The following is a 13,717-nucleotide window of genomic DNA, read 5'->3' as shown; positions in this document are numbered from 1 at the left end:
GCCTAGTCAGGTTGGCGTAAACAGTCCGCGATTGTACGGATTTGCCTACGGAATCTGATCAATGGCCCTGCAATTCACCCTGAACCAAGACGCGCCGGCAAGCGCCCACGTCGACTGCATCGTGGTTGGCGTGTTCGCCGACAAGACCCTGTCGCCCGCCGCACAGGCGCTGGACAGCGCCAGCCAGGGCCGCCTGACGGCCCTGGTGGCACGCGGCGACGTGGCTGCCAAGACCGGCAGCACCACCCTGGTCCACGACCTGCCCGGCGTGACCGCCCCGCGCGTGCTGGTGGTCGGCCTGGGCGAGCCCGGCAAGTTCGGCGTGGCGCCCTACCTCAAGGCGATCGGCGATGCGACCCGCGCGCTGAAGACCGGCGCGGTCGGCACCGCCCTGCTCACCCTGACCGAACTCACCGTCAAGGCCCGCGACGCGGCCTGGAATATCCGCCAGGCAGTCATCGTCAGCGACCATGCGGCCTATCGCTACACCGCCACCCTGGGCAAGAAGAAGGTGGACGAGACCGGCCTGACCACCCTGGCGATCGCCGGCGACGACGCCCGCGCGCTGGCCGTGGGCGTGGCCACCGCCGAGGGCGTGGAGTTCGCCCGCGAGCTGGGCAACCTGCCGCCGAACTACTGCACCCCGGCCTACCTGGCCGACACCGCGGCCGCATTCGCCGGCAAGTACGCCGGTGCCGAGGCCGAGATCCTGGATGAGGCGCAGATGGAGTCGCTGGGCATGGGCTCGCTGCTGTCGGTGGCGCGCGGCTCGGCCAACCGCCCGCGGCTGATCGTGCTGAAGTGGAACGGCGGCGGCGACGCGCGCCCGTATGTGCTGGTGGGCAAGGGCATCACCTTCGATACCGGCGGCGTCAATCTCAAGACGCAGGGCGGCATCGAGGAAATGAAGTACGACATGTGCGGTGGCGCCAACGTCATCGGCACCTTCGTGGCCACGGTCAAGGCCGAGCTGCCGATCAACCTGGTGGTGGTGGTGCCGGCGGTGGAAAACTCCATCGACGGCAATGCCTATCGTCCCTCGGACGTCATCACCAGCATGTCCGGCAAGACCATCGAGGTCGGCAATACCGACGCCGAAGGCCGCCTGATCCTGTGCGATGCGCTGACCTACGCCGAGCGCTTCAACCCCGAAGCACTGGTGGACGTGGCCACGCTGACCGGCGCCTGCATGGTGGCGCTCGGCCACCAGACCGCCGGCCTGATGAGCAAGCACGACGACCTGGCCAACGAGTTGCTGGCCGCTGGCGAACACGTGTTCGACCGCGCCTGGCGCCTGCCGCTGTGGGACGAATACCAAGGCCTGCTCGATTCCACCTTCGCCGACGTCTACAACATCGGCGGCCGCTGGGGTGGCGCGATCACCGCCGGCTGCTTCCTGTCGCGCTTCACCGAAAACCAGCGCTGGGCGCATCTGGACATCGCCGGCGTGGCCAGCGACGAAGGCAAGCGCGGCATGGCCACCGGTCGCCCGGTGGGGTTGTTGACGCAGTGGCTGCTGGATCGCGCCGCCTGATGTCGCCACGCGCTGCACTGGCCCTGATCGCTGGCTTTTCCGTCGCGAACGGAGCAGCCAGCGCGGTGCCGGGCTGGACCAGCCCCGGCATCGACCTGTTATGGATCGTTGTGCAGCTTGCGCTGTTGTTCGTTTGGCTGGCGGCCGACAGCCGCCGGCTCGGCTACCGCCGGCCGGCCTGGATGAATATCGGCATCGTGGCGTTAGCCGTGTTGTTCCTGCCGGTATACCTGTACCGTTCGCGCCCGCCCGGGCGCCGCCTGCGCGCGTTTGGTGGCCTGCTGCTGGCCGTGCTCGGCTTTGCCGCCCTGTTTATAGCCGCCGGCCTGACCACCGAATTCGTGCTCTCCTCCCGCTTTGTGACCGCCTGATGCCCCGCGCCGACTTCTATCTGATCGCCAAACCGCGCTTCCTCAACGAACCGCTGCGGCTGGTCTGCGAGCTGGCGCGCAAGGCCTACGACGCCAATCTCTCCACGCTGATCCTGGCGCGCGATGCTGCGCAGGCCGAAGCGCTGGACGACCTGCTGTGGGCGTTCGACGACGAGGCCTACATCCCGCACCAGATCGCCGGCACCGACGAGGAAGACGAGCTGGCGCCGGTGCTGATCGCCTCGCCCGAGTTCGACGCCCCCTCGCGCCCGCTGGTGATCAACCTGCGCGACGACCCCTACCTGGGCGCCTGCGACCGCGTGCTGGAAGTCGTACCCGCCGACCCCGCCGCCCGCGAACCGCTGCGCGAACGCTGGAAGCAGTACAAGGCCCTGGGCCTGGAACTGGCGAAGTACGACATGTGAGAGGGGCGGGGATTGGGGAGTCGGGATTGGGGAGTCGCAAGAGCGGTTTTGCGCGCACCCAAGAGCTCCCTAGAACCACGAATCCCGAACAGCCGATCTCAATTCCACAGCGCCACCACTGCCGGTGATGCGATGGGTTGCCAGTGATCTCTACCGGCCCCATGACTCAACAAATCCCGAATCCCGAATCAACGAATCCCAGCCCCACTATGACCACCCTCGCCTCCAGCTACGACCCCTCTTCCTTCGAATCGCGTCTGTACGCGCAGTGGGAGGCGGCCGGTTACTTCGTGCCGTCCGGCAAGGGCGAGCCCTACACCGTGCTGCTGCCGCCACCGAACGTAACCGGCACGCTGCACATGGGCCATGCGTTCCAGCAGACGCTGATGGATGCGTTGGTGCGCTATCACCGCATGCGCGGTTTCGACACGCTGTGGCAGGTGGGCACCGACCACGCCGGCATCGCCACCGAGATGGTGGTGTCGCGCAATCTGGCGCTGGAAGGCAACGGCGACACGCGCGACTCGCTCGGGCGCGAAGGGTTCATCGCCAAGGTGTGGGAATGGAAAGCCGACTCCGGCGACACCATCGAGCGCCAGATGCGCCGCCTGGGCACCTCCAGCGACTGGTCGCGCAGCACCTTCACCATGGACCCGCAGCCGTCGGCCGCGGTCAACGAAGCGTTCGTGCGTTGGTACGAGCAAGGGCTGATCTATCGCGGACAGCGGCTGGTCAACTGGGACCCGGTGCTGAAGACCGCCATCTCCGATCTGGAAGTGGAAAGCGTCGAGGAAGACGGCTTTTTGTGGTCGATCCGCTACCCGCTGGCCGATGGCGTGACCTACGAGCACGTCGAGCACGATGCCGACGGCGTCGAGACGCTGCGCGAGATCCGCGATTATCTGGTGGTGGCCACCACGCGTCCGGAAACCATGCTGGGCGACACCGCCGTGATGGTGCACCCGGACGATGCGCGCTACGCCACGCTGCACAACGAACGCATCGTGCTGCCGCTGACCGGCCGGCAAGTGCCGGTGATCACCGACGATTACGTCGATCGCGCCTTCGGCACCGGCGTGGTCAAGGTCACGCCTGCGCATGATTTCAACGATTACGCGGTAGGTGTGCGGCATGGTTTGCAGTTGATCAACATTCTCACCCCTGATGCCAAGATAAGTTCCAGCCCCATAGCATCGCGTATGGCAGATTTCTATGCAGCAGGTAATGGGCCTACCGATTCAAGCGGTAACTACAGCCAGCTATTTGGGAAGGAAGCCAACTATCGGCACTATCCGAATCCCGGCAATGTTGAAATTCCTGCTAAATATCACGGCCTAGATCGCTACGAGGCCCGCAAGCTGGTGCTCTCGGACCTCGAAGACCTGGGCGTACTAGTGGAAACCAAGCCGCACAAACTGCAGGTCCCACGCGGCGACCGCACCGGCCAGGTGATCGAGCCCTATCTCACCGACCAGTGGTTCGTCAAAATGGACGCGCTGGCCAAGCGTGGCCTGGAGCTGGTGGAAAGCGGCCAGATCAAGTTCGTGCCGCCGAACTGGATCAACACCTATCGCCACTGGATGGAGAACATCCAGGATTGGTGCATCAGCCGTCAGCTGTGGTGGGGGCATCGCATTCCGGCGTGGTTCGACGAGGCAGGCAAGTGCTATGTCGGCCATGACGAAGCCGAGGTGCGTGCGAAGCACGGCCTAGGCGCGCAGATTGCGTTGCACCAGGACAGCGACGTACTGGAAACCTGGTTTTCATCGCAACTATGGCCGTTCTCCACGCTCGGCTGGCCGGATGCCGATGCGATGACCGAGCGCGGTTTCGAGCGCTATCTGCCGTCGTCGGTGCTGGTCACCGGCTTCGACATCATCTTCTTCTGGGTGGCGCGCATGATCATGGCCACCGACAGCTTTACCGGCCAGGTGCCGTTCCGCGATGTCTACATCACCGGCCTGATCCGCGATGCGCAGGGCCAGAAGATGTCCAAGTCCAAGGGCAATGTGCTCGATCCGCTGGACATCATCGACGGCATCAGCATCGAGAACTTGGTCGCCAAGCGCACCAACGGGCTGATGCAGCCGCGCATGGCCGAGAAGATCGAAAAAGCCACGCGCAAGGAATTCCCGGACGGCATCATCGCGCACGGCGCCGACGCGCTGCGCTTCACCATCGCCGCACTCGCCACGCATGGCCGCGATATCAAGTTCGATCTCGGCCGCGCCGAGGGCTACAAGAACTTCTGCAACAAGCTGTGGAACGCCACGCGCTTTGTGCTGATGAACACCGAAGGCGCGCGCTTTGCCGGCGTGCCGCAGCCGCGCACCGAAGCGGAGAAGTGGATCCTGGCGCGGCTGGACAAGGTCACCGCAGACACCCACGCGCACTACGCCAACTACCGCTTCGACCTGCTCGCGCAATCGCTGTACGAATTCGCCTGGAATGCATTCTGCGATTGGTTCGTGGAGCTGGCCAAGCCCGCACTCAATGGTCAGGACAGCGAGGCGGCGGCCAGCACCCGCCACACCCTGCTCTATGTGCTGGAGGCCCTGCTGCGTCTGCTGCACCCGCTGACCCCGTTCATCACCGAAGAACTGTGGCAGCAGGTCGCACCGCGCCTGGGCATCACCGCCTCCACGATTTCCTTGCAGGCGTTCCCGCAGGCCGGCGATGTCGCTACCGCAGGTTACGCCGGCGCAGAAACCGACGTCGAATGGCTGAAGTCGATGGTGTCGGCATTGCGCCGTGTGCGCAGCGAGCTGAACGTGCCGCCGTCCAAGCAGGTGCGTCTGCTGTTGCAGGCCGGCACTGCCGACGATCGCACCCGCGTGGCGCGTTTCGCCTCGCAACTGTCGTTCCTGCTCAAGCTCGAAGCGATCGATTGGCTCGATGCCGGCCAGGACACACCGCCGTCGGCGGCCACCATCGTCGGCGAGCTCACCTTGCTGGTGCCGCTGGAAGGCCTGGTCGACATGGATGCCGAACGCACGCGCCTGGACAAGGAAATCAAACGCGTGGAAGGCGAAATCGGCAAGTGCAACGGTAAGCTCGGCAACGCCACCTTCGTGCAGAACGCACCGGCCGTGGTGGTCGAACAGGAACGCGCGCGCTTGAACGACTGGACCATCCAGCTGAGCGGCCTGCGCGAGCAACGCGCCAAGCTCTAGCCCTGGTCGGCAACACGCGGCGCGGCCCCCTGACGCACCAACGCACAACGCCCGCATCACTGCGGGCGTTGTGCGTCACTCCCCATCATCCAGCTTAGAGCTTGCCTGCGCCGGCCTTTGCCTTGACGTCTGCAGCCACCTTGTCGGCCGACAGCAGGTTGTAGGTGTAGGGCGGCGTCCAACCGATGTTGGAATTCCAGGAGCACGACAGTGCCTTGCCATTGAGCAACGAGCCCTGGTCGCGATACACGCTGCCGCCGTAGTCGGCCGCGATCTTGTCGCAACTGCTCACGCCGCTGATGTCGAACACGTTGCGCTCGGAGAAGATCTTCGACTCCTTGCCCACACCATGCGCATGCGAGAACGGGTACACCTTATTGCTGGTGCTGCCGACGTGGTAGTTGTTGTACAGATGCACCTGGCCGAAACGCACACGCGGTGCACGCGCGGAAATATTTTCGAACAAGGTGTTGTGGATGGTCACCCTGAGCTTGCCGCTGTCGGTGCTGGATGCGCTGTCGCTGGAGCCGATCAGATTATTCTTCTCGTGCGATTTGAACACCGAGTACGAAATGGTCACGAAGTCGGCGCCCTTCTTGACGTCCATTGCGCCATCGTGATGCTGCTTGGGCCGGCCGTTGGCGGTGCCGTTCTGGTCGTCGGTGCGGCGGCCATCGGTAAAGGTGACATGATCCACCCAGACGTTGGACGCACCTTCCACGGTCAGCCCGTCGTACTCGGAATTCCAGTTGCCGGCGTTGCCGTCATTCGGATCCCAGACAGGCTCCGGATCCCAGGGATTTTCGATGGTCAGGTTGCGGATGATGACGTCATTGGCCTTGACGTAGAAATAGCCCTCGCGAATCTCTGCGTTGTTGGTAATGCCGATCAGCGTGGTCTTGGTGGGAATGTCCAGGCGCGCACGCGACTTCATGTCCGCCGTCTTGGTATAGGGCGTGCCTTCACTGATATCGATGATGCCACTGATCTTGATGATGCGCCCGTTGCTGCCCACGCTAGCCTTCAGCGCACTCTTCAGCTCGGCGGCATTCTTGACGGTGTAGATATTGGCAGCCGCCGCATTCGACCCACCCTTGGTCCCACCGTTCTGTGTTGCCCAACCAGTTGTCGCAACTTCCATTGCGGAATCGGCGCAGGCAGCGCCAATTACCAGCAACGACCCGACAAACAGCGACGCGGCGGCCGCCGTTGAAAATTTCGGCTTCATCTTGATGTCTCCCTCGAATGGATGCGATGCACCGCGTGGCGGCGCTACCTCGTCTAGCAGATGCGGAACCTGTTTTTCGTTTATGGAATATCCGGTCCTGCGAGGCGGATACTAGGAGCATCGCAATCGCCTGTATTGAGCCGATGTATCGATGTGCACGCCTAGTCACGCAAACGATTGCAGGACATTCAAGAGAAGACAAAATGCGGTGACGGGGACACGCAGGGACATGACCAGGGACACTGCATCGCAGCATTATCTAAGCCGCAATAAAACCCTATGTATATCGAGAAAATCGGGGGTTTCGCGCGCACCCGCCGGCATTATTCGCGGCGATTTCGCTGCAATGCAGCGCATTTATCCAAAACCCCATTTACGTGACGATTTTTGCTCGTGCGCAAGCGAGGTAGAAAACAACGCGATGGAGATGGCGGAACTATCACCCCTATTGCGGAATCATCATCCCGCACATTCAGGCGGCCGGAATATCCGCAAGCGCAGCGCCAGACCGCAAGCGGACCCGCATTCGGGCATCGATTGCAATGGTGCGGACGCCCTGAGGGCAAAACCACAGACACCCGATTGCGTCGCCAGCGCGGTCAGCTATGGTCCGGTCGTCGCCGTTAGCGACACCCAATGGACCGAAAATAGCGCGCGCGGTCGCCACGCCCAGACTCCAACCGCATCGGCCACGAGAGACCCTCTCCATCATCGACACGCCATCGTGGCCTGCACCGCAGCATCACACATCAGAGCGCCAACCCGCCTTGCCCGGCGGGCGTTGTTGATGCCGCGGTTCGATGGCGCGCGGCTTCGACGGTGATCGGTGCGGCTGGCAACGTCGCCGCGACGCTCAGGAAAACCCTTCGAAAGACAACTCGATCGCCATCACCAACGCATCCTCGCGTCCGGTGTTGGAGGGGTAGTAGCGCGGGCGCCGACCGATTTCGTTGAACCCTTCGGAGTGATACAGCGCAATTGCCGACGGATTGGACGGGCGCACTTCCAGAAACGCGCGCCGCGCGCCGCGATCGCAGGCGCCTTTGATCAGGGCGCGCAACAGCAGGCGGCCATGGCCTTGCGATTGCGCTTCCGGGGCGATGCAGACGTTGAGCACATGTGCTTCGTCGGCGGCGATGCTGATCACGCCATAGCCGATCACCTGCCCGCCCTGCTCCATCACCCAACCGGGGTAGCCGGCCTGCAGGCAGTCGCGAAAGATGCTGCGCGTCCATGGAAAGGGATAGGCGCGATGTTCGATGTCCATCACCACGTCCAGATCGCTCTCGCGCATGGCGCGCAGCGAGGTGCGCAACGGGGCGTTCAAGGCGCTCACGCCTTGTCGCGGCGGCGCCGAAGCGCGCGCAGTTGCGGCCACAGCGCGCGCTTGGCTGCCGGATTGCCGCGTAGCTCGGCCAATGGCCAGGACGCCATCAAGGCTTGTGTCTCCGGGTCGCCCGGGTTGCATCCGGAGGCGCGCAGCAACGCAATCTGCAGGCGATCGGGCATGCCGACCCGGCTACTGCGCCGTTGCGGGGCGGCGGCCTGGGCCGTGTTGACCGTCCGCGGTGGCTCGGCTGGCGCCACCGGAGCCGTGCGGCGCATCGCCGGCGGCGCGGTTTGAACCGCCGCAGGCTGAGACGCGCGCTCGGCACGTGCCGGCGCCGCCACCGGCGCGTTCTCCATGACGTCGACGGGCGGCAATGCATCGGCGGTGTCGCGGTCCAGATAGACGGTGTGCCCCAATGCCTGCAGATACGACACCTGCAGATCGGACCACATCGGCTCGGACGCCAACGCGCTCATGGCAATTCGGGCACCCGCCGCCCGCGTCGCCACAGCCACATCACCGGGCCGGACAATGCATACAACACAGCGATCACCAGCAGCGAACGGGCCAGGTCGATCACCAGCAAGGCGATCACCACCGTGGCGACCGCCAGTGCCAGGAACGGCACGCGGTCGGCACGCGGGCCACGCGCGGCTCCCTTGAAACTCCAGAAACGGATCCGGCTGACCATCAGCAGGGCCGACACCACGGTGACCGCCAGCGCCAGATAGCGCAGTTGTTGGCCATCGAAGCCCAGGCTGTCGTCCGCAAACGCCCAGACGAAGGACATCATCAAGCCGGCTGCGGCCGGGCTGGCCAGGCCGATGAACCAGCGCTTGTCGACCACGCCGACCTGGGTATTGAAGCGCGCCAGCCGCAGCGCCGCGCAGGCGGCATACAAAAAGGCCGCCGACCAGCCGACCCGGCCCATCACGCTGCTGTCGTACTTCAGCGCCGACAGCGACCAGTGATACATCACCAGTGCCGGGGCCATGCCGAAGCTGACCAGATCGGCCAGCGAGTCGTACTGCACGCCGAATTCGCTGCTGGTATTGGTCAGGCGCGCGATCCGGCCATCCAGCCCGTCCATCACCGCAGCGACAAACACCGCCATGGCCGCCTGGACGAATTGCCCGTTGGCGGCGGCGATGATGGCGTAGAAACCGGAAAACAGCCCGGCGGTGGTGAACAGGTTCGGCAGCAGGTAGATCGTGCGCGAGCGCGGGGGCGGTCTCATTTCATCCATGGGACAAGTGTAGGGCCTGAGGTCCGTCCGGCGGTAGCGCGTCCTTAGCCGTGCGGCGCGCGGATCACTTGCCAGCGCGGGCCGTGGATGCTGCAATCGCGGCGGGAATCATCCAGGGGAAGCCACATGCACCTGTCGTCCGGGCTCTGCGCCCTGTTGCTGCTGGTCAGCGCCGCCGCCGGCGCCACCGAACTGTATAAGTGGAAGGACGCCAAGGGTGTGACCCATTACACCGAAACTCCGCCACCCAGCGGCCAGCGCTACGAAGCGCGCCGCATCGATGCACGCAGCGGCACTGCCGCCATCGCCGCAGCGGACACGGCCACGCCCGAATCGGCCGAGTGCACCAACGCCCGCCGTAACCTGGAATTGCTCAGCGGCAAGGGCGAGGTCAGCCTGGGCGCTGGCGCCGATGGCAAGCCCGGCACCGCACTGGACCCGGAGGCCCGTGCCGCCCAGCGCAATCTTGCAGAGGCCGCCGCCAAGGCCTATTGCAAACCGGCCCCCAGCAGCGGCCCGGCGAGCTGAGCCAACCCGGACCGCCCGCGCGCCGCTCCTCGTATCGCGCCGTGTCATGGTCGTGGCAGTCGCCGTGACACGGCCGCGCGACAGCGTTGCCGATGACCTGCGGGGCGCGACACTGGCAAACTAGCGGCTTTCCGCCCAAGCGAAGCCCGATGCGTCTTTCCCAGTTCCACCTGCACACCACCAAGGAAACCCCGGCCGACGCCGAGCTGGTCAGCCACCGTCTGATGCTGCGCGCGGGCATGATCCGCAAGCTCGCCTCCGGGCTGTACACCTGGTCGCCGTTGGGCCTGCGCGTGCTGCGCAAGGTCGAGGCCATCGTGCGCGAGGAGATGAACCGCGCCGGGGCGGTGGAAGTGCTGTTCCCCACCATCCAGCCGCGCGAGCTGTGGGACGCGACCGGCCGTTGGGAAAAGTTCGGCGGGCAACTGCTCAAGATCAAGGACCGCAAGGAACAGGAGTTCTGCTACAGCCCGACCGCCGAGGAAGCCGCGGCCGAGTTCGCGCGCCAGGAAATCAACAGTTACAAGCAGTTGCCGCTGAATTTCTATCAAATCCAGACCAAGTTCCGCGATGAGATCCGCCCGCGCTTCGGGGTGATGCGTGCGCGCGAATTCCTGATGAAGGACGCCTACTCCTTCCATCTCACCGATGCGGACATGGCGCGCGAGTACGACAACATGCGCGCGGCCTATACCCGCATCTTCACCCGCCTGGGCCTGGAATTCCGTGCCGTACAGGCCGATTCGGGCGCGATCGGCGGCGACGCCTCGCAGGAATTCCATGTCATCGCCGCATCCGGCGAAGACTCGCTGGCATTCTCCACCGGCTCGGATTACGCCGCCAACGTGGAAACCGCCAGCGCTGCCCTGCCCGCACCGCGCGCCGCCGCCAGCGAGGCGATGCGCCAGGTCGACACGCCCACCCAGAAGACCTGCGAGGACGTCGCGCAGCTGCTGGGCATCGCGCTGCAGCGCACGGTCAAGTCGGTGGCGGTGATGACCCAGGCCGGCTTCGTGCTGGTGCTGGTGCGTGGCGACCACGCGGTCAACGAGATCAAGCTGGGCAAGGTCGCCGGCCTGGCCGATTACCGCCTGGCCAATGAAACCGAGATCCGCGAGCACCTCGGCTGCGAACCCGGCTTCCTGGGGCCGGTCAACACCGCCCGGCCGGTGCGCGTGGTGGCCGATCGCGATGTGGCGGCGATGGCCGACTTCGTGGTCGGCGCCAATGTGCCCGGCGCGCATCTGGTCGGCGTCAACTGGGGCCGCGACCTGCCTGAGCCGGACACCGTGGCGGATCTGCGCAACGTCATCGACGGCGAGCGCGCGGCCGATGGCGGCGAGCTGCGGCTGGCCCGCGGCATCGAAGTGGGCCACGTGTTCCAGCTCGGCAGCCAGTACGCGCAGGCGCTGCAGGCCACCGTGATCGACGAAAACGGCAAGGTCGCGGTGATGAAGATGGGCTGTTACGGCATCGGCATTTCGCGCATCGTGGCCGCGGCAATCGAACAGAACCACGACGAGGCCGGTATTGTCTGGCCCGCACCGATGGCGCCGTGGCAGGTGACGGTCTGCGTGATCAACCCCAAGCAGGACGCCCAGGTGATGGCCGCCGCCCAGGCCTTGCTGGACGAATTGATCGCCGCCGGGATCGACGCCGCATTGGACGATCGCGGCCTGCGCCCGGGCGCCATGTTTGCCGATATGGAGCTTTTAGGCATTCCGCATCGGGTGGTGGTCTCGGAACGCGGATTGGCAGCCGGCACATTTGAATATCGCGCACGCACTGCCGAGGCGGCAGAGAATCTGGATAAGGCAGGGTTATTCTCTCGCCTGGACCGCTGATCGAATCACCCGGAACTCCTTCAATAAAGATGAACACAATGCGCCGAATTATTTCGGCGCATTTGTCATGCAGGTTTTCTGAGATTATGATGACAGCGCTGCCACGGACCGGCTTTCTTTTTTTCTCTCATCTTCCGGAGTAACGATGTCGATCGATCTTAGCGGCCTGTCGGCCAAGCAGTTGGGTGCCCTGATCAAAAATGCGAAGAAGCAGCAGACCGTTGTTGCCAAGCGCGCCCCGATCGCCAAGGTTCGCACTCAGCTGACCCGCGCTGCAAAAGCCCAGGGTTATTCCATCGAAGAATTGTTTGGCGCTTCCGCTAGCGCTCGCCCAGGTCGTCCCGCCGCCGCTGCCAAGCCGGGCCCGCGTGCCGGCCGCAAGCTGGGCAAGGTGCCGCCGAAGTATCGCAACCCCGCCAACCCGCAGGACACCTGGACCGGTCGTGGCAAGCAGCCGCGCTGGATGGCCGAACTGACCGCCGCCGGCAAGAAAGTCGAAGACTTCCTGATCAGCAAGGCAGCCGCAAAGAAGACCCCGGCCAAGAAGACCTCCACGCGCAAGGCCACCACCAAGCGCGCGACCAAGAAGTCCAAGGCGGCTTGATTCAAACCAATAAAAACGCCGGCACTGCCGGCGTTTTTATTGCGCGCTTTTTCTGCCCGTCATAAATTCTTGCGGGCCGGTATCAACAGATTGCCGAACAGCAATCCAGCCATCAATGCCATCACAATATTGGTGACCGCCAATAGCGCTGCCTGGCCGACGCTGACATCCTGTTGCTGTACCAATGTCAGAAAGCCGCGCAGGCTGACGCTACCGGGAACCAGCATGATGATGCCGGGCAAACGGATCAGCGCACCGGGTTTTTGCACCACCCGCCCGAACAGATTACCGGCGGCAGTCAATGCCATGGCCGAAGCGAACACGCCGGCTGGACCACCCCAGGCATGCCCGGCATAACGCGCAATGACATACCCGGACATGGCCGCTGCCATGATCCATAAATAATCGCGCCGACTCGCTTTGAACAACACCGCAAAGGCATAGGCAGCCACCAGCAGCGAGGCCCATTCAACCCAGGCGGCCTGCGGGCGCAGCGCGGCCACCTGCGGTTGCAGCCCGATCAGTTGGGTCAAGGTCACCGCGATCACCGCACCGACGGTGAGCTTGAGCACCGTGGTCACCGCACCGGCCAGGCGCGCAGTACCCGACACCCAATGCTGGCTGGCCAACTCGTTGAAGGCATTGGTCAGCGACATCCCCGGCAGCAGCACCACCAGCGAGGCGATGATCACCGTATTGAGATTCAGCGGCCCGATCAGCGAAGCGACCACCGCCGCCACCACACCGGCCAGCAGGCCGGCCAGTGCTTCACCTGCCTCCTTGGTGGCAGGCCGCTTGTCGGTGTACTGGGTCAGCAGGCCGATCGACATGCCGATCGCCCCGGCGGTGGCGATATCCAGCCAGGGCAGCTTCCACAGTCCGGCCACGCCGGCCGCCGCCAGCCCGAAGGCCAGCACCTGCATGGTCTTGCCGCGCCGGTCCACCTCGCGGTCCAGCCGCCGCAGCGCGGTGTGGCCCTGCGCGATGCTCATGCGCCCGTTGGCCACACTGTCGGCCACGTAATCGGCCACGCTGAGTTTGTACAGATCGTTTTCGCCCGGCGCCAGCCGGATCACGCGCGTGATATCGCTGGAACCGATCGCCTTGGTCGGGTCGCTGAAGCTCAGGATGATGCCGGTGGGATTGGACCAGGGCTCGCAGTCCAGACCCAGTTTCTGCGACAGCCCGACCACGGCGGCCTCCAGGCGCTGCGCGGTGGTGCCATACGAATGCAGGCGTCCGGCGATTTCCGAAACGAAGGCGACGCGCTGGGCGTAGGTGGCGCTGGCGGACGGTAAGACAACAGTGGCAGCGGACATGCGTGGCGAGTCGGATCGGAGAAACGCCGTCTGGCGAGGCCGCCAGTGTATGCCGCAGCGCGCGCAACCGGCGTCCGGATTGGCAACGGCCGCGCCCGTCCAGAGCAGATATCCC

Annotated in this window: 12 protein-coding genes; 7 read left to right on the top strand and 5 right to left on the bottom strand. The window is 64.7% G+C overall.

Translation table 11 applies throughout. The features are described from left to right. Positions 1 to 61: 61 nt before the first annotated feature. The 4 genes from GGR61_RS09545 to GGR61_RS09530 all read left to right on the top strand — a co-directional run bounded on the left by GGR61_RS09545 (position 62) and on the right by GGR61_RS09530 (position 5,503). Complete coding sequence (locus tag GGR61_RS09545; RefSeq protein WP_184621247.1) at positions 62 to 1,534, top strand: leucyl aminopeptidase; 1,473 nt, start codon at positions 62 to 64, stop codon at positions 1,532 to 1,534. After that, the gene (locus tag GGR61_RS09540; protein WP_184621246.1) at positions 1,534 to 1,905 is read left to right on the top strand and encodes a hypothetical protein; all 372 of its coding nucleotides are present in this window, start codon (positions 1,534 to 1,536) and stop codon (positions 1,903 to 1,905) included. The genes GGR61_RS09545 and GGR61_RS09540 overlap by 1 nt, the downstream gene beginning before the upstream one ends. Continuing rightward, on the top strand, positions 1,905 to 2,330 hold the full coding sequence (locus GGR61_RS09535) for a DNA polymerase III subunit chi (protein ID WP_184621245.1): 426 nt from the start codon (positions 1,905 to 1,907) through the stop codon (positions 2,328 to 2,330). Before GGR61_RS09540 ends, GGR61_RS09535 begins: the two co-directional genes overlap by 1 nt. A gap of 209 nt (positions 2,331 to 2,539) precedes the next feature. Then, the gene (locus tag GGR61_RS09530) at positions 2,540 to 5,503 is read left to right on the top strand and encodes a valine--tRNA ligase (protein WP_184621244.1); all 2,964 of its coding nucleotides are present in this window, start codon (positions 2,540 to 2,542) and stop codon (positions 5,501 to 5,503) included. A 94-nt stretch (positions 5,504 to 5,597) separates the two neighbouring features. Here GGR61_RS09530 and GGR61_RS09525 read toward each other — a convergent pair whose 3' ends face one another. From GGR61_RS09525 to pssA, 4 genes are all read right to left on the bottom strand, one after another. After that, on the bottom strand, positions 5,598 to 6,731 hold the full coding sequence (locus GGR61_RS09525; RefSeq protein WP_184408781.1) for a pectate lyase: 1,134 nt from the start codon (positions 6,729 to 6,731) through the stop codon (positions 5,598 to 5,600). A gap of 853 nt (positions 6,732 to 7,584) precedes the next feature. Then, entirely contained in the window at positions 7,585 to 8,067 is a 483-nt protein-coding gene (gene rimI / locus GGR61_RS09520) for a ribosomal protein S18-alanine N-acetyltransferase (protein WP_184621243.1), read from the bottom strand. Beyond that, entirely contained in the window at positions 8,064 to 8,537 is a 474-nt protein-coding gene (locus tag GGR61_RS09515) for an alanine acetyltransferase (protein WP_184621242.1), read from the bottom strand. Before GGR61_RS09515 ends, rimI begins: the two co-directional genes overlap by 4 nt. Next, complete coding sequence (gene pssA, locus GGR61_RS09510; protein ID WP_184621241.1) at positions 8,534 to 9,307, bottom strand: CDP-diacylglycerol--serine O-phosphatidyltransferase; 774 nt, start codon at positions 9,305 to 9,307, stop codon at positions 8,534 to 8,536. Before pssA ends, GGR61_RS09515 begins: the two co-directional genes overlap by 4 nt. A gap of 126 nt (positions 9,308 to 9,433) precedes the next feature. On the opposite strand from pssA, the gene GGR61_RS09505 reads away from it, so the two are divergent. The 3 genes from GGR61_RS09505 to GGR61_RS09495 all read left to right on the top strand — a co-directional run bounded on the left by GGR61_RS09505 (position 9,434) and on the right by GGR61_RS09495 (position 12,283). Further along, positions 9,434 to 9,835, top strand: a complete 402-nt coding sequence (locus tag GGR61_RS09505; RefSeq protein WP_184408786.1) for a DUF4124 domain-containing protein — start codon at positions 9,434 to 9,436, stop codon at positions 9,833 to 9,835. A 149-nt stretch (positions 9,836 to 9,984) separates the two neighbouring features. After that, entirely contained in the window at positions 9,985 to 11,679 is a 1,695-nt protein-coding gene (locus GGR61_RS09500; RefSeq protein ID WP_184621240.1) for a proline--tRNA ligase, read from the top strand. Between the two features lie 145 nt (positions 11,680 to 11,824). Then, positions 11,825 to 12,283 carry an H-NS family nucleoid-associated regulatory protein gene (locus GGR61_RS09495; RefSeq protein ID WP_184621239.1) on the top strand — a complete coding sequence of 153 codons (459 nt, stop codon included), beginning with the start codon at positions 11,825 to 11,827 and terminating at the stop codon, positions 12,281 to 12,283. Between the two features lie 59 nt (positions 12,284 to 12,342). Here GGR61_RS09495 and GGR61_RS09490 read toward each other — a convergent pair whose 3' ends face one another. Next, a complete protein-coding gene (locus GGR61_RS09490) occupies positions 12,343 to 13,602 on the bottom strand; it encodes a threonine/serine exporter family protein (RefSeq protein WP_184408789.1) in 1,260 nt (419 codons plus the stop codon). Between the last annotated feature and the right edge of the window lie 115 nt (positions 13,603 to 13,717).

The organism is Xanthomonas sp. 3058 (assembly GCF_014199765.1).
GTDB classification, from domain to species: domain Bacteria; phylum Pseudomonadota; class Gammaproteobacteria; order Xanthomonadales; family Xanthomonadaceae; genus Xanthomonas; species Xanthomonas campestris_B.
Note: the sequence above shows the minus strand (reverse complement) of the source record. Positions and strands in the feature narration are given on the sequence as shown.

Bases quoted from the DNA above. Each gene is read 5' to 3' on its own strand.
- GGR61_RS09545 (WP_184621247.1), top strand. From the start codon at position 62: ATGGCCCTGCAATTCACCCTGAACCAAGACGCGCCGGCAAGCGCCCAC.
- GGR61_RS09540 (WP_184621246.1), top strand. From the start codon at position 1,534: ATGTCGCCACGCGCTGCACTGGCCCTGATCGCTGGCTTTTCCGTCGCG.
- GGR61_RS09535 (WP_184621245.1), top strand. From the start codon at position 1,905: ATGCCCCGCGCCGACTTCTATCTGATCGCCAAACCGCGCTTCCTCAAC.
- GGR61_RS09530 (WP_184621244.1), top strand. From the start codon at position 2,540: ATGACCACCCTCGCCTCCAGCTACGACCCCTCTTCCTTCGAATCGCGT.
- GGR61_RS09525 (WP_184408781.1), bottom strand. From the start codon at position 6,731: ATGAAGCCGAAATTTTCAACGGCGGCCGCCGCGTCGCTGTTTGTCGGG.
- GGR61_RS09515 (WP_184621242.1), bottom strand. From the start codon at position 8,537: ATGAGCGCGTTGGCGTCCGAGCCGATGTGGTCCGATCTGCAGGTGTCG.
- pssA (WP_184621241.1), bottom strand. From the start codon at position 9,307: ATGGATGAAATGAGACCGCCCCCGCGCTCGCGCACGATCTACCTGCTG.
- GGR61_RS09505 (WP_184408786.1), top strand. From the start codon at position 9,434: ATGCACCTGTCGTCCGGGCTCTGCGCCCTGTTGCTGCTGGTCAGCGCC.
- GGR61_RS09500 (WP_184621240.1), top strand. From the start codon at position 9,985: ATGCGTCTTTCCCAGTTCCACCTGCACACCACCAAGGAAACCCCGGCC.
- GGR61_RS09495 (WP_184621239.1), top strand. From the start codon at position 11,825: ATGTCGATCGATCTTAGCGGCCTGTCGGCCAAGCAGTTGGGTGCCCTG.
- GGR61_RS09490 (WP_184408789.1), bottom strand. From the start codon at position 13,602: ATGTCCGCTGCCACTGTTGTCTTACCGTCCGCCAGCGCCACCTACGCC.